Origin of the sequence: Streptomyces sp. AP-93 (assembly GCF_022808175.1) — a bacterium.
GTDB lineage: Bacteria > Actinomycetota > Actinomycetes > Streptomycetales > Streptomycetaceae > Streptomyces.
This window is the reverse complement of sequence record NZ_JALGBX010000015.1, coordinates 50,680-70,146: the sequence shown is the minus strand read 5'-3', so window position 1 is coordinate 70,146 and position 19,467 is coordinate 50,680. Positions and strand designations below refer to the sequence as shown.

13 protein-coding genes and 1 pseudogene are annotated in these 19,467 nt (G+C 72.2%); 11 read left to right on the top strand and 3 right to left on the bottom strand.

Annotated elements, in window-relative coordinates; all coding sequences use genetic code 11:
- Window position 1 precedes the first annotated feature (1 nt).
- The 5 genes from MTF69_RS24065 to MTF69_RS24045 all read left to right on the top strand — a co-directional run bounded on the left by MTF69_RS24065 (window position 2) and on the right by MTF69_RS24045 (window position 4,963).
- Complete coding sequence (locus tag MTF69_RS24065) at window positions 2-1,153, top strand: ABC transporter ATP-binding protein (RefSeq protein WP_243337603.1); 1,152 nt, start codon at window positions 2-4, stop codon at window positions 1,151-1,153.
- Window positions 1,150-2,079, top strand: a complete 930-nt coding sequence (locus MTF69_RS24060; RefSeq protein ID WP_243337601.1) for an ABC transporter permease — start codon at window positions 1,150-1,152, stop codon at window positions 2,077-2,079. The genes MTF69_RS24065 and MTF69_RS24060 overlap by 4 nt, the downstream gene beginning before the upstream one ends.
- On the top strand, window positions 2,079-2,885 hold the full coding sequence (locus tag MTF69_RS24055) for an ABC transporter permease (RefSeq protein ID WP_243337599.1): 807 nt from the start codon (window positions 2,079-2,081) through the stop codon (window positions 2,883-2,885). The genes MTF69_RS24060 and MTF69_RS24055 overlap by 1 nt, the downstream gene beginning before the upstream one ends.
- A 22-nt stretch (window positions 2,886-2,907) precedes the next feature.
- Window positions 2,908-4,326, top strand: coding sequence for an FAD-binding oxidoreductase (locus MTF69_RS24050; RefSeq protein ID WP_243337597.1), 1,419 nt, complete (start codon window positions 2,908-2,910; stop codon window positions 4,324-4,326).
- Window positions 4,327-4,498: 172 nt separating this feature from the next.
- Window positions 4,499-4,963, top strand: coding sequence for a hypothetical protein (locus tag MTF69_RS24045; protein WP_243337596.1), 465 nt, complete (start codon window positions 4,499-4,501; stop codon window positions 4,961-4,963).
- 105 nt (window positions 4,964-5,068) lie between these two features.
- Here MTF69_RS24045 and MTF69_RS24040 read toward each other — a convergent pair whose 3' ends face one another.
- Entirely contained in the window at window positions 5,069-6,577 is a 1,509-nt protein-coding gene (locus MTF69_RS24040; RefSeq protein ID WP_243337595.1) for a recombinase family protein, read from the bottom strand.
- Window positions 6,578-6,687: 110 nt separating this feature from the next.
- On the opposite strand from MTF69_RS24040, the pseudogene MTF69_RS24035 reads away from it, so the two are divergent.
- A pseudogene (locus tag MTF69_RS24035) lies at window positions 6,688-6,990 on the top strand (chitinase); the annotation flags it as partial.
- On the opposite strand, the gene MTF69_RS24030 reads toward MTF69_RS24035, so the two are convergent.
- Entirely contained in the window at window positions 6,975-7,544 is a 570-nt protein-coding gene (locus MTF69_RS24030; protein WP_243337593.1) for a phosphatase PAP2 family protein, read from the bottom strand. The pseudogene MTF69_RS24035 and the gene MTF69_RS24030 overlap by 16 nt on opposite strands.
- A 444-nt stretch (window positions 7,545-7,988) precedes the next feature.
- Window positions 7,989-9,338 carry a 4-aminobutyrate--2-oxoglutarate transaminase gene (gene gabT, locus MTF69_RS24025; RefSeq protein WP_243337592.1) on the bottom strand — a complete coding sequence of 450 codons (1,350 nt, stop codon included), beginning with the start codon at window positions 9,336-9,338 and terminating at the stop codon, window positions 7,989-7,991.
- Window positions 9,339-9,623: 285 nt separating this feature from the next.
- On the opposite strand from gabT, the gene MTF69_RS24020 reads away from it, so the two are divergent.
- From MTF69_RS24020 to MTF69_RS24000, 5 genes are all read left to right on the top strand, one after another.
- Window positions 9,624-11,882, top strand: coding sequence for an ATP-binding protein (locus MTF69_RS24020; RefSeq protein ID WP_243337590.1), 2,259 nt, complete (start codon window positions 9,624-9,626; stop codon window positions 11,880-11,882).
- Between the two features lie 255 nt (window positions 11,883-12,137).
- Window positions 12,138-13,718, top strand: coding sequence for a PucR family transcriptional regulator (locus MTF69_RS24015; protein ID WP_243337588.1), 1,581 nt, complete (start codon window positions 12,138-12,140; stop codon window positions 13,716-13,718).
- Between the two features lie 707 nt (window positions 13,719-14,425).
- Window positions 14,426-15,871, top strand: coding sequence for an aldehyde dehydrogenase family protein (locus tag MTF69_RS24010; RefSeq protein ID WP_243337586.1), 1,446 nt, complete (start codon window positions 14,426-14,428; stop codon window positions 15,869-15,871).
- Window positions 15,872-16,033: 162 nt separating this feature from the next.
- A complete protein-coding gene (locus MTF69_RS24005) occupies window positions 16,034-18,025 on the top strand; it encodes an acyl-CoA dehydrogenase family protein (protein ID WP_243337584.1) in 1,992 nt (663 codons plus the stop codon).
- Window positions 18,026-18,128: 103 nt separating this feature from the next.
- A complete protein-coding gene (locus tag MTF69_RS24000) occupies window positions 18,129-19,448 on the top strand; it encodes a hypothetical protein (protein WP_243337582.1) in 1,320 nt (439 codons plus the stop codon).
- Window positions 19,449-19,467: the final 19 nt, after the last annotated feature.

Genomic DNA, 19,467 nt, shown 5'->3' with positions numbered 1-19,467 from the left:
CATGACTGACAAGACCGAAGGCGGCGACGTCCGCCTCGCCGGGATCAGCAAGCACTACGGATCCTTCACCGCCGTGCACCCGCTGGATCTCACCATCCCCCAGGGATCCTTCTTCGCCCTGCTCGGTGCCTCGGGCTGCGGGAAGACCACCACCCTGCGCATGATCGCCGGCCTGGAGGAGCCCTCCACCGGCACCGTCAGCCTCGGCGACCGCGAGGTCACGCACCTGCCGCCGTACAAGCGCCCGGTCAACACGGTCTTCCAGAGCTACGCCCTCTTCCCGCACCTCGACGTCTCGGAGAACATCGCCTTCGGGCTGCGCCGCCGCGGCATCAAGTCGGTCAAGAAGCAGGTCGACGACATGCTGGAGCTGGTCCAGCTCGGCCAGTTCGCCCGGCGCAAGCCGCACCAGCTCTCCGGCGGCCAGCAGCAGCGCGTCGCCGTCGCCCGCGCGCTCATCAACCACCCGCAGGTGCTGCTCCTCGACGAGCCGCTCGGCGCCCTCGACCTCAAGCTGCGCCGCCAGATGCAGCTGGAACTCAAGCGGATCCAGACCGAGGTCGGCATCACCTTCGTGCACGTCACGCACGACCAGGAGGAGGCCATGACCATGGCCGACACGGTCGCCGTGATGAACGGCGGCCGCGTCGAGCAGCTCGGCGCCCCCGCCGACCTCTACGAGAACCCGAAGACGACCTTCGTGGCGAACTTCCTCGGCACCTCCAACCTCATCGAGACCGAGGTCCTGGAAGCCGGCGCGTCCGACGTCGTCGTCTCCTCGGCCGGTACGAAGCTGCGCGTCCCGGCGGCGCGATGTTCGACCACACCCCGCGCCGGCGGCAAGCTGCTGGTCGGGGTGCGCCCGGAGAAGATCTCCCTGGTCCACGCGGACGCCGAGGACACCGTCGAGGCCGGCCGCAACAAGGTCGCCGGCAAGATCGCGGCCTCCTCCTTCATCGGCGTCTCCACCCAGTTCGTCATCGACAGCCCGGTCTGCCCGGAGCTGGAGGTGTACGTGCAGAACATCGAGCGCGACGCCCGCCTCGTCCCCGGCGCCGACGTGATACTCCACTGGAACCCGGACCACACCTTCGGGCTGGACGCGGCACAGGACATCGACGCCGGCATCGAGACGGTCGAGGAGAGCGCGTGACCGCCCCCGCGACCCTGCCCGAGGTCGCCGTCTCCGCCGAGCCTCCGGTGCACAAGCCGTCCCTGAAGAAGCGGCTGGTCCCGTACTGGCTGCTGCTCCCGGGCATCCTGTGGCTGCTCGTCTTCTTCGTGCTGCCGATGATCTACCAGGCCTCGACCTCGGTGCAGACCGGCTCCCTCGAAGAGGGCTTCAAGGTCACCTGGCACTTCCAGACGTACTGGGACGCCTTCACCGAGTACTACCCGCAGTTCCTGCGCTCCCTGCTCTACGCAGGCACCGCGACCGCGCTGTGCCTGCTGCTGGGCTATCCGCTGGCCTACCTGATCGCCTTCAAGGCGGGCCGCTGGCGCAACCTGCTCCTGGTACTGGTCATCGCCCCGTTCTTCACCAGCTTCCTGATCCGCACCCTCGCCTGGAAGACGATCCTGGCCGACGGCGGCCCGGTGGTCGACGTCCTCAACACGGTCGGCTTCCTGGACGTCACCAGCTGGCTCGGCATGACCGAGGGTGACCGCGTCCTCGCCACGCCGCTCGCGGTCGTCTGCGGTCTGACGTACAACTTCCTCCCCTTCATGATCCTTCCGCTCTACACCTCGCTGGAGCGCATCGACACCCGCCTCCACGAGGCGGCCGGGGACCTGTACGCCCGGCCCGCCACGGTCTTCCGCAAGGTGACCTTCCCGCTGTCCATGCCGGGCGTGGTCTCCGGGACCCTGCTCACCTTCATCCCGGCGAGCGGCGACTACGTCAACGCCGAACTGCTCGGCTCCACGGACACCCGCATGATCGGAAACGTCATCCAGTCGCAGTACCTGCGCATCCTCGACTATCCGACGGCGGCCGCGCTGTCCTTCATCCTCATGGCCATCGTGCTCGTCATGGTCACCATCTACATCCGCCGAGCGGGGACGGAGGACCTGGTCTGATGAAGAGCGCCACCACCTGGCTGCGCCGCAATCTCGTCGTGATCGCGGGGCTCGGCACGCTCGCCTACCTGATCCTGCCGAACGTCGTCGTCACCGTCTTCTCCTTCAACAACCCCACCGGACGGTTCAACTACGCCTGGCAGGAGTTCTCCCTCGACGCGTGGAAGGACCCCTGCGGGGTCGCCGACATGTGCGGGTCCCTGTCCCTCTCGCTCCAGATCGCCCTGTGGGCGACCATCGGCGCGACGGTGCTGGGCACCGCCATCGCCTTCGCGATGGTCCGCTACCGCTTCCGCGGGCGCGGCGCGGTCAACTCGCTGATCTTCCTGCCGATGGCCATGCCCGAGATCGTGATGGCCGCGTCCCTGCTGGCCCTCTTCCTCAACATGGGCATCCAGCTCGGCTTCTGGACGATCCTGATCGCCCACGTCATGTTCTGCCTCAGCTTCGTCGTCGCCGCCGTCAAGGCGCGGGTGCTCTCCATGGACCCGCGCCTGGAGGAAGCGGCCCGCGATCTCTACGCCGGACCCGTGCAGACCTTCCTGCGCGTCACCCTGCCGATCGCGGCCCCCGGCATCGCGGCGGGCGCGCTGCTCTCCTTCGCGCTCTCCTTCGACGACTTCATCATCACCAACTTCAACTCGGGCAACACCGTCACCTTCCCCATGTTCGTGTGGGGATCGGCCCAGCGCGGTACGCCTGTACAGATCAACGTCATCGGCACCGCGATGTTCGTCATCGCGGTCCTGGTGGTGCTGGCCGGCCAGATGGTCGCCAACCGCCGCAAGAAAGCACAGCCCAAGTAACACCTGTAGGGAGTTGGAAGACATGGCCCCAGACGCCATGCGCACCGCTGCACGATCTCTTTCCGAAGCGAAGCCGGTCTCGTACTGGCTGGACGACCCCGGCAAGCCCGCCGCCGAGCCCGCCCTCACCGGGGACGAGCACTGCGACCTGCTCGTCATCGGCGGCGGCTACAGCGGCCTGTGGACCGCGCTGCTCGCCAAGGAGCGCGACCCCGCCCGGGACGTCGTACTGATCGAGGGTCACGAGGCGGGCTGGGCCGCCTCGGGCCGCAACGGCGGCTTCTGCGCCGCCTCCCTGACCCACGGCCTCGCCAACGGGATGGCCCGCTGGCCGGACGAGCTCGCCACGCTGGAAGACCTCGGCGCCCGCAACCTCGACGCCATCGAGGAGGCGGTCGCCCGCTACGGCATCGACTGCGACTTCGAGCGCAGCGGCGAGATCGACGTGGCCACCGAGCCGCACCAGGTCGCGGAGCTCCGCGAGTTCCACGCCGAGGCCGAGCGGCTCGGCCTCGCCGGCCGCTCCGAATGGCTGGATGCGGACGCCGTACGGGCCGAGGTCGACTCCCCGACCTTCCTCGGCGGGATCTGGGACCGCGACGGCGTCGCCATGCTCAACCCGGCGAAGCTCGCCTGGGGCCTGAAGCGGGCCTGCCTCGAGCTGGGCGTGCGGATCTACGAGAACACGCGCGGGCTGGACCTGGCCGGCTCGGGAGCCGGGATGGCCGTGCGGACCCCGTACGGGCGGGTCTTCGCCCGCCGGGTGGCGCTGGGCACCAACATCTTCCCGTCGCTGGTCAAGCGGGTGCGCCCGCTGACCGTCCCGGTCTACGACTACGCACTGATGACCGAGCAGCTGACCGAGGAGCAGCTCGCCTCGATCGGCTGGAAGAACCGGCAGGGACTCGGCGACAGCGCCAACCAGTTCCACTACTTCCGGATCACCCCCGACCGGCGGATCCTGTGGGGCGGCTACGACGCGATCTACCCGTACGGCGGCAAGCTCGACGCCGAGCACGACCACCGGCCCGAGACGTACCTCAAACTCGCCGAGCACTTCTTCACCTGCTTCCCGCAGCTGGAGGGGCTGAAATTCAGCCATGCCTGGGGCGGGGCGATCGACACCTGCTCGCGCTTCTCGGCCTTCTTCGGCACCGCGCACGCGGGCAAGGTGGCCTACGCGGCCGGCTACACCGGGCTGGGGGTCGGGGCCACCCGCTTCGGCGCCGACGTGATGCTCGACCTGCTCGCCGGGGAGAAGACCGAGCGCACCGAGCTGGAGATGGTCCGCTCCAAGCCGATGCCCTTCCCGCCGGAGCCCTTCGCCTGGACCGGCATCACGATGACGAAGTGGTCGCTGGCCCGGGCCGACCGGATGGGCGGGCACCGCAACCTGTGGCTGAAGACGCTGGACCGCTTCGGTCTCGGCTTCGACAGCTGAATGGTGTGGTGATCGGGTAAGAGATGCCCGCACGCCCCTGGCGCACACCGGCCCCGGCCGTGTGACCCGGTTCACCACCACGGAGTAAGGAAACCCGCGTCATACCCGCGCCCGGCCCCGCTCTCTCCTGTGAGAACGCTTCACCTCACCCACAGAGAGCGGAGGCCGGGCGATGACGATCCCGGGGGACAAAACGGCAGTGGAATGGCTGGTCTCGGTGGCGCCCGATCCGGACGCCTGCCGGTCGGAGTGGGAGCGCAACCCCCTCGGGGTCGCCCTGCTGCCCGCCGGCCGCCGGTGGGACGTGCTGATCCTGCCGGGGGAGCTGGGACACGCCACCCTCGAAGTGCTGGACGCGCTGCTGGAGCGGCCCGGCCCGGTGCTCGCCGATTTCGGCGACTCCAGGCTGGGCTTTTTCGTGCCCCCGGGCACGGCGTCGCGCTGGGTCGGGACGGGCGTACGGGGAGCCGGTCACGGGACCTGGATCGTGGTGCCGTACCCCGGCCGGGCCACGGGCGGGGTCCGCTGGCTCGTGGTCCCGGACGGGCAGGGCACGCTCACCGATCCGGCGGTACTGGAGCTCGCGATGCACGAGGCGGCGGCGCGCACCGCGGGGCGGGGCGGCGGGAAGCCTTGACAAGAACATTGGTCTGGACCATCTTGGGCGCCGCTGCGCCTTGCCCCACGGCTTCCCCGCGCGCGGCCCGGCTCCATCCCCCACGGGGCTCACCTGCTGCGATAGCTACTCGTCGTCACCGCTTGCCCATACGATCCGAACTCGGTCGTCAGTGAGTCGCACGCCCCGGCCGGGTGCCTTGCTCACGTGGATCCGGTCGATCGCCGTAGCAATGAGTTCTCGCCTCAGTGCTGGACCCGCCGTTTGCCAGTAATGGTCCAAGTAGCCGTCCAGTAGGAACGTGATATCGACTCGCTCGGTATCCAGCGCGGCAAGACGTTCCTCCGCTTCGGTAAGCCGGTTCTCGGCGTCGGTTTTTGCGGGCATGCGATACCGCGCGGAGCGTCCCGCGTAGAAGCCTGTCCGGTCGTCGGCGTGAAATCGGCCTAGCGTTGCTTCGGCCTCGCTTACGGCCGCGCGCGCCTCCCGTAGGGCCTGGGTTTCCGTAGGCCGATGCAAAGCCGTCCAGCGCCCCGCAACTGTGGACATGAGTGGGCCTTCCGGGTCGGATGCAGACATGCGAGCTAGCCACCGGGCGGTTACATATTTTTCGAGCGTTACCCGTGATACGGAAGCGCGGGCCGCGCACTCAGCCCCCGAATGGTTGGCCTGGCATACGTATGAATTCCCGCTTGCCAGCATTGATCGGCCGCACCCTTCGCAGGTAAGCCGTCCTGCTAGCAATGCGCTGGCGCGTCCGGGAACCGGTGTCCCGTCCATCAGCAGGTGCCCGGAGAGTACTTGCCGTGCGCGTGCTGCCAACTCTGTGCTGACCATGTGGGGGACTACGTCGTCGGGGACGCAGCGGACCCGGTCGCCCGACTCGTTCAGATAAGCCACGGGGTCGGTCTTCTTGGGGTTGATAGCAAGCCAGCCCTCGTAAACCGGGTGAATGACGATCTTCCGAACGGCTCCGGCGTGCCATGTGCGACCCGTGATATCCGCGACTCCTTCAGCGTTGAAGGTACGTGCAAGGGCGCGGCAGGAAACGCCGTCCGCGATGTCCGTGAAGATTCGCATGACCAGTTCCCACGGCGAGTAGTCTGCTCCGGCAAATCCCTCGGTGTCCGGTCTCAGCTTGCGGGCCTCATCGACCTTGAGGCCGAACGGTGCCTTCGATAGCCAGCGGCCCTCGCTGCGCTGCCGTGCTTTTGTGGCCCGGACGTTATGGGAGAGGCGTTGCGAATATGCGCGTGCATCCTCGGAACGCTGGAGAATCCATTGCCGGTCCCGCTCGTTCGACGAGTCCAGCTGTTCGTAGTCGAAGATCACGCGGGCTTTACCCAGTAGCGGGATGACGGACTCGGCACCCTTGCGACTGAATCGGTCGAGAGCGAAGCACCACAGCGCCGAGACTTCCCCTGCAATAACAGCAGACATGGCCGCATCCTGCTTGGGTCGCTCGATGTCAGACCAAGCGCTCAGGTTCTCTTTCCAGACTTCCCGAACTTCATAGCCGTGTTCTTGGGCCCAGCGTCGGCCACGGTCTTCTTGGGCCCTCAGCGTCAGGGCTAGCTCGCCCTCGCGAACGACCTGGGACTTGCGGACGAGTAGGTCTACCAGCGGTTTCGCCATGCGTGTGCCCCTCCCCTTGAACTACCAACGTGTACACACCACCTGGTGATCGTCAACCTGATCTCGGCCCCGAAGTCCCTGAAGGCCAAGTGCGGCCCGGACTTCATCCCATGACGGACATGCTGCTCACCGGCTTCCCGGTGGCCGGCAACACCGCCCGCGTCTTCCCGCCGCTGCGCGCGGACCAGGTCGCCATCGGCCTGCCGGCCACGACCAACGCGGGCAACGGCCACACCTCCCCGGCGGAGGTCACCAAGGCGCTGGACTGCCTGACGAAGAAGACGAACTGTGGGCCGTACCAGACGCACGGCACCTGGCCCGCCCTGCGCGGCCTGATGACCTGGTCGATCAACTGGGACCGCTTCGGCAGCTGGGAGTTCTCGAAGAACTTCGACGCCTACTTCGGCGCCTGACCGGCGCCGTCGCAATCGGACACGGCGGGGCCGGGGCGCACGCGCCCCGGCCCCGCCGCCGTACGGGCGGCGCGCACCCCGAGCAGCAGCGGCGTGCACATCAGGAGGCTGGCCAGGACGTCCAGGGGCCAGTGGTAGCCGCGCAGGATCAGCCCCGCCGCCGTCAGGGCGGTGAGGGCGGCCGCGAGGAACAGGGGCCAGCGGCCCCGGGTGTACGGGCGCACGAGCAGGGCGGCGCCCACGTACGCCACGTACGCGGTGGCCGTGTGGCCCGAGGGGTAGTAGCCGGAGGCCCAGGGCTCCAGCGGGCCCGGCCGGCCGGTCCACTCCTTCAGCGGGACGACCAGGGCCGGTACCAGGGCCATGGCCAGCGCCGCGGCGGCCGCGCCCCGGCGATCGCCGCGCCGGGCGGCGTAGAGCACCGCGAGGAGCAGGACGGGGACCGCGACCGGGACGTTGCCGAAGTCGGAGAGGCGCTGGGTGACCGCGTCGGGGACGGTGCGCACGAGCGCCCGGCTGAGGCCGGCGTCCGGGACCAGCAGGGGCCCGGACACGAGGACCTGCCAGGTGGTCAGGGCGAAGAGCGCGACGCAGAGTACGCAGACCGCGTAGGCCGCCGGGATCGCGGAGAGGAGAGTGGCCGGCCGCCCCGGAACAGGGGGGGTGGTTCCGGGGCGGCCGCCCGGACCGGGTTGCCGGGCGCCCCGGGGGGTTTGGGGCGTACGGCTGTCCGATCGGTGAGGAGTGTGCGCGAACGCATGCCCAGTGCGGCGCTGGGGAAGCCCGGTACTGGTGTCGCTTCCGGATTCCCGGGAGCGGGGTGTCTCACTCATCTGCAGAAACCGTACGGCAGCGGAAGGGGGACCGACAGCGGGAAAACGCTCCCGCCATCGGCCCCCCACACCTTCTTCACAGTGCCCGACCGTTACCCGCGGTAGTGATCGCGTGGTGATCGAAGATCACGGCCCCGCGTTCTACCGCCTGTGTCAGACGTTCGATCAGAGGGCCGCGAACGCGGCCTCGATGACGTCCAGGCCCTCGTTCAGCAGGTCCTCGCCGATGACGAGCGGCGGCAGGAAGCGGAGCACGTTGCCGTAGGTGCCGCAGGTGAGGACGAGCACGCCCTCGGCGTGGCAGGCCTTGGCGAGCGCGCCGGCCGCCTCCGGGTTCGGGGTCTTGGACGCGACGTTCTCAGGAGTGTCGGTCTTGACGAGCTCGATCGCGATCATGGCGCCGCGGCCGCGGATGTCGCCGACGATGTCGTACTTCTCCTGGATCGCCGTCAGGCGGGCCTTCATGATCGACTCGATCTTCTTCGCCGCGGCGTTGAGGTCGAGCTCCTTCATGGTCTCGATGGAGCCGAGCGCACCGGCGCAGGCCACCGGGTTGCCGCCGTAGGTGCCGCCCAGGCCGCCGCCGTGCACGGAGTCCATCATCTCGGCGCGGCCGGTCACGGCGGCGAGGGGCAGGCCGCCCGCGATGCCCTTGGCGGTCGTGATGAGGTCGGGGACGATGCCCTCGTCCTCGCACGCGAACCACTGGCCGGTGCGGCAGAAGCCGGACTGGATCTCGTCGGCGACGAAGACGATGCCGTTGTCGTTGGCGAACTTCACGATCGCCGGGAGGAAGCCCTTGGCCGGCTCGATGAAGCCGCCCTCGCCGAGGACCGGCTCGATGATGATCGCGGCGACGTTCTCGGCGCCGATCTGCTTGACGATGTTGTCGATCGCCTGGGCGGCGGCCTCGGGGCCGCAGTTCTCGGCGCCGGTCGGCCAGCGGTAGCCGTAGGCGACCGGGACGCGGTAGACCTCGGGGGCGAACGGGCCGAAGCCCTGCTTGTACGGCATGTTCTTCGAGGTCAGCGCCATCGTGAGGTTCGTACGGCCGTGGTAGCCGTGGTCGAAGACGACGACGGCCTGGCGCTTGGTGTACGAACGGGCGATCTTGACGGCGTTCTCGACGGCCTCGGCGCCGGAGTTGAACAGCGCCGACTTCTTGGCGTGGTCACCCGGGGTGAGCTCGGCGAGGGCCTCGCAGACCTCCACGTAGCCCTCGTAGGGGGTCACCATGAAACAGGTGTGGGTGAAGTCGGCGAGCTGCGCGGCGGCGCGGCGCACGACGGCCTCGGCGGAGGCGCCGACCGAGGTCACGGCGATGCCGGAACCGAAGTCGATCATGCGGTTGCCGTCGACGTCCTCGATGATGCCGCCGCCCGCGCGGGCCGTGAAGACGGGGAGCACGGAGCCCACGCCGCCGGCCACCGTCGACAGACGGCGGGCCTGCAGCTCCTGCGACTTGGGGCCGGGGATCGCGGTGACGATGCGGCGCTCCTGCGGGACAGCGGTCATAGGGGGGCTCCTGGGGGGTGTTTTCGGACGCACTTGTGTCTTTGTCCGCAGGCTAGGCCCGGGAGGCGTGGTCCTGCATGCTCCGTTCGGGAGTGGTGCCCGCGTGTCCTTGTCCGTGACGGCCATAGGAAGGAATCCGCGCATGTCTTGTGGATCATGACCGGGTACGGGCCGCGGGGCGGCGACGGCCACTAGATTGAGCGCGCAGGGCCAGTGCAGGGCCAGTGCAGGGCAGTGGCAGCGGAGTTGCAGCGCAGCGCGGTAACGGGCAGGGGGCAGGGGTTCATGGACACCGACGGCACGCACGGCGGGGAGCGGCGGACACCGTTCGGCACCGGGCACGTCCCGCGCCCGGCCGGGCCCCCCGGGCTCCCGGGGATCCAGGGCCTCCCGCCGAAGCCCGCCCACGCCCCGGCGCCGGTAACGGCCGTCGGGGCGGTGCCGGGCCCGGCCGGAGGTACGGCGGGAGGCCAGGCCGGAGGCGCGGAGGGAGGCGCGGCGGGAGGCCGGGCGGGAGGTCCGTCGGCGGGCCCCGCGGTGGGCCCCACCCTCGCCGACTGGCTGCGCGTCCCTCGCCCGGCCGCCGGCCCCGGCGTCTGGTCGTACGGGCACGTCCCCCGTGCCGCGCAGGAGCCCGAGGTCACCCCGACCCGCCAGCTGGTCAGCGGGGCGCTCATCTCCCTGCTGGCCGGGCTGCTGCTGTGGTCCCTCCTCTGGAACGGCTACCTCGGCGGCTTCTGGCTCTGGCCGCTCTACATGTTCACCCCCGACTCCTGGGCCGGGACGCTCCCCTCCGTCGTCGCCTCCTACATCTGGTACGCCATCGTCGCGGCGACCCTCGCCATCGGCTTCGGCCGCCTCGGCCGCTGGCCCGAGCTGGCCCGCCGGATCCTGCCCGGCGGCCGCGCGGCGCGGGCCGAGGTCCCGGCGCCGCGGCCGGTGGAGCCCGGCGGCCCCGACGATCCCGCGGCCTGGGCCGACGTGCGGGCCGCCGGGCTGGTGGAGGTGGCCGACCGGCTGGGGGCGGAGGCGCGGGCCGGGCGGATGAACGACGTGGATCACGTGCGGATCGGCCGCGCCTGGGAGACCGTACGGGCCGACCCCTCGCGGGCGCGGGCCTTCGCCGACGCCGTGCGGGACAAGGGGGCCGGGGCCTGCGTCCACCCGTCGGGGGCGCGCGATCTGCCCGTCCGCGCCGCCCGGCACGACCTGCTCGCCCGGCAGGTGCTGCTCGGCACCGTCCAGGACGGCGAGCGCAACCCGTACGCCCGCCGCGGCAGCGGCCTCGCCCTCGACCCGGCGGTCCTCGGCACCTCGCTGCTCGCCATCGGCCCCTCCGGCGCGGGCAAGACCTCCCGCCTGGTCCGCCCCGTCGTGGAGTCGCTGGCCCTGCAGGCGCTGGCCGGCCAGGCCGCCGTCGTCGTGGTCGCCTCCGCCGGCACCGCCCTCGGACCCGATACGGGCTACGACGTCGTCGTCCGCGTCGGCGATCCCGACTCCGTCTACGACCTCGACCTCTACGGCGGCGCCACCGACCCCGACGAGGCCGCCATGCTCCTCGCGGAGGGGTTCGTGGGCGACCTGCCGGGGATCGACGTACGCCGCGCCGCCACCGCCCTCGCCCAGCTCCTCGGGCCGTTCCGGGCCGCGTACGGCCGCTTCCCCGCCGTGCCCGAGCTGCGGGAACTGCTCGACCGCGTGCCCGTGGCCCTCGCCGCCCTGCGAGAGGCCCTGGAGGCCGCCGGGCAGCAGCGGATGCTCCGCGAGCTCGACGCGCGCGAACGCCAGCACGGCGCCCCCGCCGACCCGGGACCGGCCCTCGCCGACCGGGTCGCGCTGCTGGACCGGCCCGCCTTCGCCGGGTTCTTCAACGTGGCGGCCATCGACACCGACGGCCCCGGGCGGCCGTTCTCCCTGCGGGCCCTGGAGCATCCGCTGCGGGTCCGCGTGGACCTTCCCGAGCGCGGGCACGCCGACGCCTCCCGGATGCTGGCCCGGCTGCTGCTCGCCCAGTTCAACGCCGCTGCCGCCGCCCGCACCGACCGCTCGCTCTTCGCGCTCCTCGCCTTCGACGACGCCTCCCACACCCTCACCGCGGAAGCGGTGCGCGGCATCCAGCGGCTCCGCTCGGCCAACGCGGGCGTCCTGCTCACGCTGCGCACCCTGGACGACGTACCGGAAGCCCTGCGCACCCCGCTGCTCGGGGCCGTGGGCTGCCGGATGGCCTTCTCCGGGGTGACCACCTGGGACGGCAAGCGGTTCGCGGAGACCTGGGGCACCGAATGGGTGGAGACCCGCGACGTCACCCACCGGACGGTCTTCGCCGACCAGCCCCTCACCCGGGCCATCCACGCCTTCCGGAAGCTGGTCTCCGGCAAGGCGGTCACCACGGACGCCGTGACCGTGCGCCAGGTGGAGCGGGAGCGCTGGTCGGCCTCCGACCTGGCGCACGTGGTGCCGCCCGGCCACGCCGTGCTCTCCCTCACCTCCGTCCGCGGCGAGCGGGCCGCCCCGCTGCTGGTGCGGCTCGGGGGCCGGGACTGAGCCGGGACGGTCGAAGCGGCGGCCGGGCGGCGGCCGGACGGCGACCGGACGGCGAGGGAGGGCGAGGGACGGCGACCGGATGGCGACCGGATGGCGAGGGACGGCGGCCGGACGGAGCGAACCCGTACGGGGTGGCAGAATCAAGGGGAGCCGTTCATACGACACGGCGAAAACCGCGGTGGTGGTCCACGGCGAGAATCCTCCGTCGGCACATCGCCGCCGAACCCCTCCTCTCCCTAAGGCGCCCCGGTACCCATGCCGCTCACCCTCGCCTCGCTCGTCCAGCACTCGGCGCTCAAACTCAGCGTCCGGGCCGGGGAGGGCCGCCTCGACACCCCCGTGCGCTGGGCCCACGTCAGTGAGCTCGCCGACCCCGTGCCGTACATGGAGGGCGGGGAGCTCCTCCTCATCACCGCGATGAAGCTGGACGCGGAGGACCCCGAGGAGATGCGGCGCTACGTCCGCAGGCTCGCGGCGGCCGGAGTCGTCGGCATCGGCTTCGCCATCGGCGTCAACTACGACGCCGTGCCCGAGGCCCTGGTCGAAGCCGCCCGCGCCGAGGACCTGCCGCTGCTGGAGGTGCCCCGGCGCACCCCGTTCCTCGCCATCAGCAAGGCCGTCTCCGCCGCCCTCGCCGCCGACCAGTACCGGGCCGTGACCGCCGGCTTCGAGGCGCAGCGCGAGCTGACCCGGGCCGCGCTGTCCGCCGACGGGCCCGCCGAACTGCTGACGAAGCTGGCGGCGCACGTGCACGGCTGGGCCGCCCTGTACGACACCTCGGGCGCCGTCGTCGCGGCCGCGCCCGACTGGGCCGCGCGCCGGGCCGCCCGGCTCACCCCCGACGTGGAACGGCTGCGGGAGCGGCCCGCCCCGGCCAGCGCCGTGGTCGGCGGCTCCGAGGACCGCGTCGAACTCCAGTCGCTGGGCACCGGGCGGCGGGCCCGCGGAGCCCTCGCGGTCGGCACCGGGGCCCCGCTCGGCACGGCGGAGCGGTACGCCGTCCACTCCGCGGTGGCCCTGCTGACCCTCACCACCGAGCGCTCCCGCTCCCTGCACGACGCGGAGTCCCGGCTCGGCGCCGCCGTGCTGCGCATGCTGCTCGCCGGCCAGGCGGAGCACGCCCAGGCCGTGGCCGGGGACCTGTACGGAGCCCTGCTCGACGCCCCCTTCCGGATCCTCGTGGCGGAACCGGCCCTGGCGGGCACGGCCCAGCCGGAGGGCCTGGCGCTGCTGGCCGACGCCGTGGAATCGGCGGCGGCGCGCACGGGGGAGACCCTGCTGGTGGTGCCGGAGCCCGGCCGGCTCGTGGTCCTGGCGGCCGACGGGGGCTCGGCGGTCCAGGCGTGCGCGGAACACGCGGAGGCCCTGGAATCGCGGCGCGGCCGGGAGGCGGGCGAACCGGAGCCGGACGAGCTGGTCCTCGGCCTGTCGGCGCCCGCGGTGGCCTCCGGCGTGGCGGCGGCCTTCAAACAGGCCGACCAGGCCCTGGCCGTGGCCCGGCGGCGCGGCCGCCCCATGGTCGAACACGAGGACCTGGCGGCGGGCTCGGTCCTCCCCCTGCTCGCCGACGACGCGGTACGCGCCTTCGCGGACGGCACGCTGCGGGCGCTGCGCGAGCACGACGAGAAGGGCCGGGGCGACCTGGTGGCCTCCCTCCAGGCCTGGCTCTCCCGCCACGGCCAGTGGGACGCGGCGGCGGCCGACCTCGGAGTCCACCGGCACACGCTGCGCTACCGGATGCGGCGGGTGGAGGAGATCCTCGGCCGCTCCCTGGACGACCCGGACGTCCGCATGGAGCTCTGGCTCGCCCTGAAGGCCACATCCGCCCCGGCGTAACCCCCGGCCGCCCGTCCGCTTGCGCGGGGCCCCGTCCCCCACCCGCCCTCCGCCCGGACCCCTTGCCGCGTGCGGCACCGTTCCCGGGGACCAGCCCCCGGACCCCCGCTCCTCAAACGCCGGAGGGGCTGATTCCGCCCGGAGCGGCCGCCACGTACAGGCTGACGCCGGCCAAATCAGCCCCTCCGGCGTTTGAGGAGCGGGGTCTGGGGCGGAGCCCCAGGGGTCCGGGCGGAGCCCGGGGAACGGTCGAAGGGCGGGTAGGGGACTTGCCCCGCGCAGCGGCAAGGGCCGCAGATGGGACTCCGTCCCGGGCAGCGGCAGGGGTTGCTGTGGGGCTCCGCTCTGGGCGGCGGCAGGGGTGGTTGTGGGGCTCCGCCCCGGGCGGCGGCAGGGGTTGCTGTGGGACTCCGTCCCGCGCAGCGGCAAGGGCCGCAGCGGGGACCTCGCCCCGCGGCAGCGGCCGCTCGCGCGCGGCGCAGCCAGGCCTGCACGGACCCCCGTACAAGCTCCGGCGGGGCCCGCACGGACCCCCCGCACAAGCCCCCGGCAGGGCCCCGCACGGGCCGGGCCACCCCCGACACTGACAAAGCGGCGCGCCGCGCCACGCACGTACTCCACCCCGGACAAACGCCGAAACCCCGGCGGAGTCCTACGGTGGAGGGGACAAGGACCCACCGCACACACTCCGAAGGGCCGGGATCAGCATGACTTCCACCCACGCCTTCTGGCTCGCCGGCCGCCAGGCCACGGGCGACGACAGCTTCGACGTCCACTCCCCGTGGGACGGCCGCCTCGTCGGTACCGTGAGCGTCCCGACCGACGCCCAGGTCGAGGAGGCCGTCGCCGCCGCCTACGCCGTGACGGCGGAGTTCTCCGCGACCCCGGCCCACGTACGCGCCGAGGCCCTGGCCCACGTCGCCCGCCGGCTCGCCGAGCGCACCGAGGAGATCGCGCTGCTGATCTCCGCCGAGAACGGCAAGCCCATCAAGTGGGCCCGCGGTGAGGTCGGCCGTGCGGTGTCCGTGTTCCGCTTCGCCTCCGAAGAGGCCCGCCGCTTCAACGGCGGAGAGGCCCAGCGCCTGGACACCGACGCCGGCGGCGTCGGCCGTCTGGCCCTGACCCGCCGCTTCGTCAAGGGTCCGGTCCTGGGCATCGCGCCCTTCAACTTCCCGCTGAACCTGTGCGCCCACAAGGTGGCCCCCGCCATCGCCGTCGGCGCGCCGATCATCCTGAAGCCGGCCCCGGCCACCCCGCTCTCCGGTCTGATCCTCGGCGAGCTGCTCGCCGAGACCGACCTGCCGGCCGGTTCCTGGTCCGTGCTCCCCGTCGCCAACGACAAGATGCCGGAGCTGGTCAAGGACGAGCGCCTGCCCGTCATCTCCTTCACCGGTTCCGACAAGGTCGGCTACGCCATCCAGCAGGCCGTGCCCCACAAGCACTGCACCCTGGAGCTCGGCGGCAACGCCGCGGCCGTGGTCCTGGAGGACTGGTCCTCCGAGGCCGACCTCGACTGGGCCGCGACCCGCATCGCGACCTTCTCGAACTACCAGGCCGGCCAGTCCTGCATCGGCGTGCAGCGCGTGATCGCCGACGCGACGGTCTACGACCGCCTCGTCGAGAAGGTCGTCGCCAAGGTCCGCGAGCAGGTCACCGGCGACCCGAACGACTCCGCCACCGACGTCGGCCCCCTCGTCTCCGAGGACGCCGCCAGGCGCGTCGAGTCCTGGGTCGACGAGGCCGTGGCCGCCGGAGCCAAGCTGCTCACGGGCGGCAAGCGCGAGGGTGCCTCGTACGAGCCCACCGTCGTCTCCGAGGTGCCCGCGGGCGTCACCCTGGCCACCGAGGAGGTCTTCGGACCGGTCCTCACCCTGCGCCGGGTCGAGAACACCGACGAGGCCTTCGCCGCCGTCAACGACTCGAAGTTCGGTCTGCAGGCCGGCGTCTTCACGCGGAACATCCAGACCGCGTTCCGCGCCCACCGCGAGCTGGAGGTCGGCGGCGTGATCGTCGGCGACGTCCCGTCCTACCGCGCCGACCAGATGCCCTACGGCGGCGTCAAGCAGTCCGGTGTGGGCCGCGAGGGCGTGCGCTACGCGATGGACGACTACACCTACGAGCGGGTCCTGGTCCTCAGCGGCCTCGACATCTGACCGAACTCGTACGGCCACCAAGCCGACGGCCGGAGCCTACTGTGCGGGGGCTCCGGCCGTCCCCCTTTTACCGCCGCTTCCCCGCCGCCCGAAACGGGTACGACTCACTGGTAGCACCCACCGGTAAGCACCCCCTCTCTCGGCGGCGAGGTGAGCCCCCTCATGTCCGCAACACAGCCCGGCGACAGTGACACCCAGCCCGCACAGCCCGTACAGCCCGAACGGCCCGCACAGCCCAAAGTGACCGAGCGCGAGGCACGGCAGGTCGCGGAAGCGGCCCGGGAACAGAACTGGCAGCGGCCGAGCTTCGCCAAGGAGCTGTTCCTCGGACGGTTCCGGCTCGACCTGATCCACCCCCACCCGCTCCCCGCCGAGGAGGACGTCCGGCGCGGGGAAGCCTTCCTGGCCCGGCTGCGGGAGTTCTGCGAGGCCTCCGTCGACGGGGCGCGCATCGAGCGCGAGGCGAAGATCCCCGACGAGACCGTGCGCGGGCTCAAGGAGCTCGGCGCGCTCGGCATGAAGATCGACCCGAAGTACGGCGGCCTCGGCCTCACCCAGGTGTACTACAACAAGGCGCTCGCCCTCGTCGGCTCCGTCAGCCCGGCCATCGGCGCCCTGCTCTCCGCCCACCAGTCGATCGGCGTACCCCAGCCGCTGAAGATGTTCGGCACGCAGGAGCAGAAGGACGCCTACCTGCCGCGCTGCGCGACCACCGCCATCAGCGCCTTCCTCCTCACCGAGCCGGACGTCGGCTCCGACCCGGCGCGCCTGGCCACCACGGCGGTCCCGGACGGGGAGGACGCGTACGTCCTGGACGGCGTGAAGCTCTGGACCACCAACGGGGTCGTCGCGGACCTGCTCGTCGTCATGGCCCGGGTCCCCAGGAGCGAGAACCACCGCGGCGGGATCACCGCCTTCGTCGTCGAGGCCGACTCGCCGGGCATCACCGTCGAGCACCGCAACGCCTTCATGGGCCTGCGCGGCCTGGAGAACGGCGTCACCCGCTTCCACCGCGTCAGGGTCCCCGCGGCCCAGCGCATCGGCGCCGAGGGCGCCGGCCTGAAGATCGCGCTGACCACCCTGAACACCGGCCGGCTGTCGCTGCCCGCCCTGTGCGTGGGCGCGGGGAAGTGGTGCCTGAAGATCGCCCGTGAATGGTCCGGCGTACGCGAGCAGTGGGGCCGGCCGGTCGGCCTGCACGAGGCCGTCGGCGCCAAGATCTCCTTCATCGCGGCCACCACCTTCGCCCTGGAGGCCGTGGTCGACCTGGCCTCCCAGATGGCCGACGAGGACCGCAACGACATCCGCATCGAGGCCGCCCTCGCCAAGCTCTACGGCTCCGAGATGGCCTGCCTGATGGCCGACGAGCTGGTCCAGATCCGCGGCGGGCGCGGCTTCGAGACCGCCGAGTCCCTCGCCGCCCGCGGCGAGCGGGCCGTGCCGGCCGAGCAGATGCTCCGCGACCTGCGCATCAACCGGATCTTCGAGGGCTCCACCGAGATCATGCACCTGCTGATCGCCCGCGAGGCCGTGGACGCCCACCTGTCGGTGGCCGGCGACCTCATCGACCCGGAGAAGGCACTCGGCGACAAGGCGAAGGCGGGCGCCCGCGCCGCCGGATTCTACGCCCGCTGGCTGCCCCAGCTCGCCACCGGCGCCGGCCAGGTCCCCGGCACCTACCGGGCCTTCCACCCGAGCGGCCACCCCGACCTGGCCACGCACCTGCGCTACGTCGAACGCGGGTCGCGCAAACTCGCCCGGTCGACCTTCTACGCCATGTCCCGCTGGCAGGGCCGGATGGAGACCAAGCAGGGGTTCCTCGGCCGGATCGTCGACATCGGCGCCGAGCTCTTCGCGATGAGCGCGGCCTGCGTGCGCGCCGAGCACCTGCGGGCCTCCGGCGAGCACGGCCGCGAGGCCTACCAGCTGGCCGACGCCTTCTGCCGGCAGTCCCGGCTCCGCGTGGAGGAGCTCTTCGGGCGGCTCTGGGACAACACCGACGACCTGGACCGCAAGGTCGTTGCCGGCGTCCTGAACGGCGCCTACACCTGGCTGGAGGAGGGCATCCTCGACCCCTCCGGCGACGGCCCGTGGATCGCCGACGCCACCCCCGGCCCCTCCACCCGCGAAAATGTCCACCGGCCGCTGCGCTGACCTGAAATCATCGCCGGACATCGGACAGATGTACGAGGATGAGTAGGGGTACCGGTACGGGTACTGGTACGCGTACGAGCACAGCGCGAGGCGGACGAGAACGATGCCGACGGCCGAGGAAGACCGCACCAGCCGACGGCTGGCCTGGTGCGTGGCGCACGTGCTGCGCCACGCACCGGACCACGTCGTCACCGACATGATCGGCCGGCTCGACGAGCCCACCTTCAAGTACCTGTGCCGGGATGAATGGCTGGCGGCCTCGACCGTCACCCTGCTGCTCCGCCACGGAGGCGCGGCCGACCGGACCTACGTCGCCCGCAACCCCCGCGTCGTGGGCCGGCCGCTGCCCGGCCTGCCCGGGCCCGCCCGGTACGCCCGCCGCCGGACGCCGCCGGAACTTCTGCCGGTGCTCCGCGCCGAGCTCGGCCGGGACCCCGCCGAGGGGCCGCTCACCGCGGCCGAGCTCATCGGCCTGCTCCGCCGGCACGGCCGGCGCGGGCCGCGGGTCCCGCTGGACATCCTGGCGCTCCGTCACCACCCGGACCCGGAGCTGCTGCTCGCCGAACACCTCCGCCGGCCGCTGCCGGCCGGCTCCGTCGAAGCCCTGCTGCTCGTCGAGGACCTGCCCCGGGAGACCCTCCACGGGCTGCTCGCCACCGCGGCGCCGGAGATGCGCTCCTGGCACCGGCCCGCCGTCCGCGCCGTCCGGATGGGCCGGGTCACGCACGAGGAGCTCGTCGCCCACGTGGCCCCCGCACACCGCGCCCTGCTGCTCACCGACCTGACCGGGGCCCGCGGCCTGCGCTGGAGCCTGCCCGAACGGACGGGGATGCGCACGGCCGTCGCCCGGGCGCTGCGCCCCCTGCGCGACGACCCCCGGCTCTGGGCGGAGCTGCTGCGCCACGCCCCCGCCTTCCCCGGGACCCTGCCGGCCCTGGTGGCCCGGATCGTGCGCGGCACCCTGCCGGAGCCCGCCGGAGGACCACCGGTCCCCGGGCTCGCCGAAGCGGTGCGCTCCGTGGCGCCCGGGGGCTCCGAGCCCGTCGCGGGGGTGGACCGCGAACTGGCCCTGGCCAGCCTCGCGGTGCCCATGGAGTCCGTCCAGGAGGACATCCGGTGGGTGCGCGACTGCCTCGCCCGCGGGCTGCTCACCGGCCAGGACGTGATCCGGCACAAGGCGCCCGCCTGCTGGGCCCTGGACGAGGACCACTGGCTGGGTGACGTGGACCACCCCGACCGCCACGAGCCGTCCGCCCCGGTGCTCGCCGCTCGGGCCGAGGCCGACCGGCTGTTCGCGCTGGCCCTCGGCTCCGATCCGGACGCCTGGTGGCGGGTGGCCAGTACCCTCCCGGACTTCGCCGGGACGCTCCCGCACCTTCTCCTTCGGGTCACGGAGGGGGGCTCCGTGTCCGGGCGCCCCTGAGTTGCGGCAACATGGGTCC

Bases quoted from the DNA above. Each gene is read 5' to 3' on its own strand.
- MTF69_RS24065 (WP_243337603.1), top strand. From the start codon at position 2: ATGACTGACAAGACCGAAGGCGGCGACGTCCGCCTCGCCGGGATCAGC.
- MTF69_RS24055 (WP_243337599.1), top strand. From the start codon at position 2,079: ATGAAGAGCGCCACCACCTGGCTGCGCCGCAATCTCGTCGTGATCGCG.
- MTF69_RS24050 (WP_243337597.1), top strand. From the start codon at position 2,908: ATGGCCCCAGACGCCATGCGCACCGCTGCACGATCTCTTTCCGAAGCG.
- MTF69_RS24045 (WP_243337596.1), top strand. From the start codon at position 4,499: ATGACGATCCCGGGGGACAAAACGGCAGTGGAATGGCTGGTCTCGGTG.
- MTF69_RS24040 (WP_243337595.1), bottom strand. From the start codon at position 6,577: ATGGCGAAACCGCTGGTAGACCTACTCGTCCGCAAGTCCCAGGTCGTT.
- gabT (WP_243337592.1), bottom strand. From the start codon at position 9,338: ATGACCGCTGTCCCGCAGGAGCGCCGCATCGTCACCGCGATCCCCGGC.
- MTF69_RS24020 (WP_243337590.1), top strand. From the start codon at position 9,624: ATGGACACCGACGGCACGCACGGCGGGGAGCGGCGGACACCGTTCGGC.
- MTF69_RS24015 (WP_243337588.1), top strand. From the start codon at position 12,138: ATGCCGCTCACCCTCGCCTCGCTCGTCCAGCACTCGGCGCTCAAACTC.
- MTF69_RS24010 (WP_243337586.1), top strand. From the start codon at position 14,426: ATGACTTCCACCCACGCCTTCTGGCTCGCCGGCCGCCAGGCCACGGGC.
- MTF69_RS24005 (WP_243337584.1), top strand. From the start codon at position 16,034: ATGTCCGCAACACAGCCCGGCGACAGTGACACCCAGCCCGCACAGCCC.
- MTF69_RS24000 (WP_243337582.1), top strand. From the start codon at position 18,129: ATGCCGACGGCCGAGGAAGACCGCACCAGCCGACGGCTGGCCTGGTGC.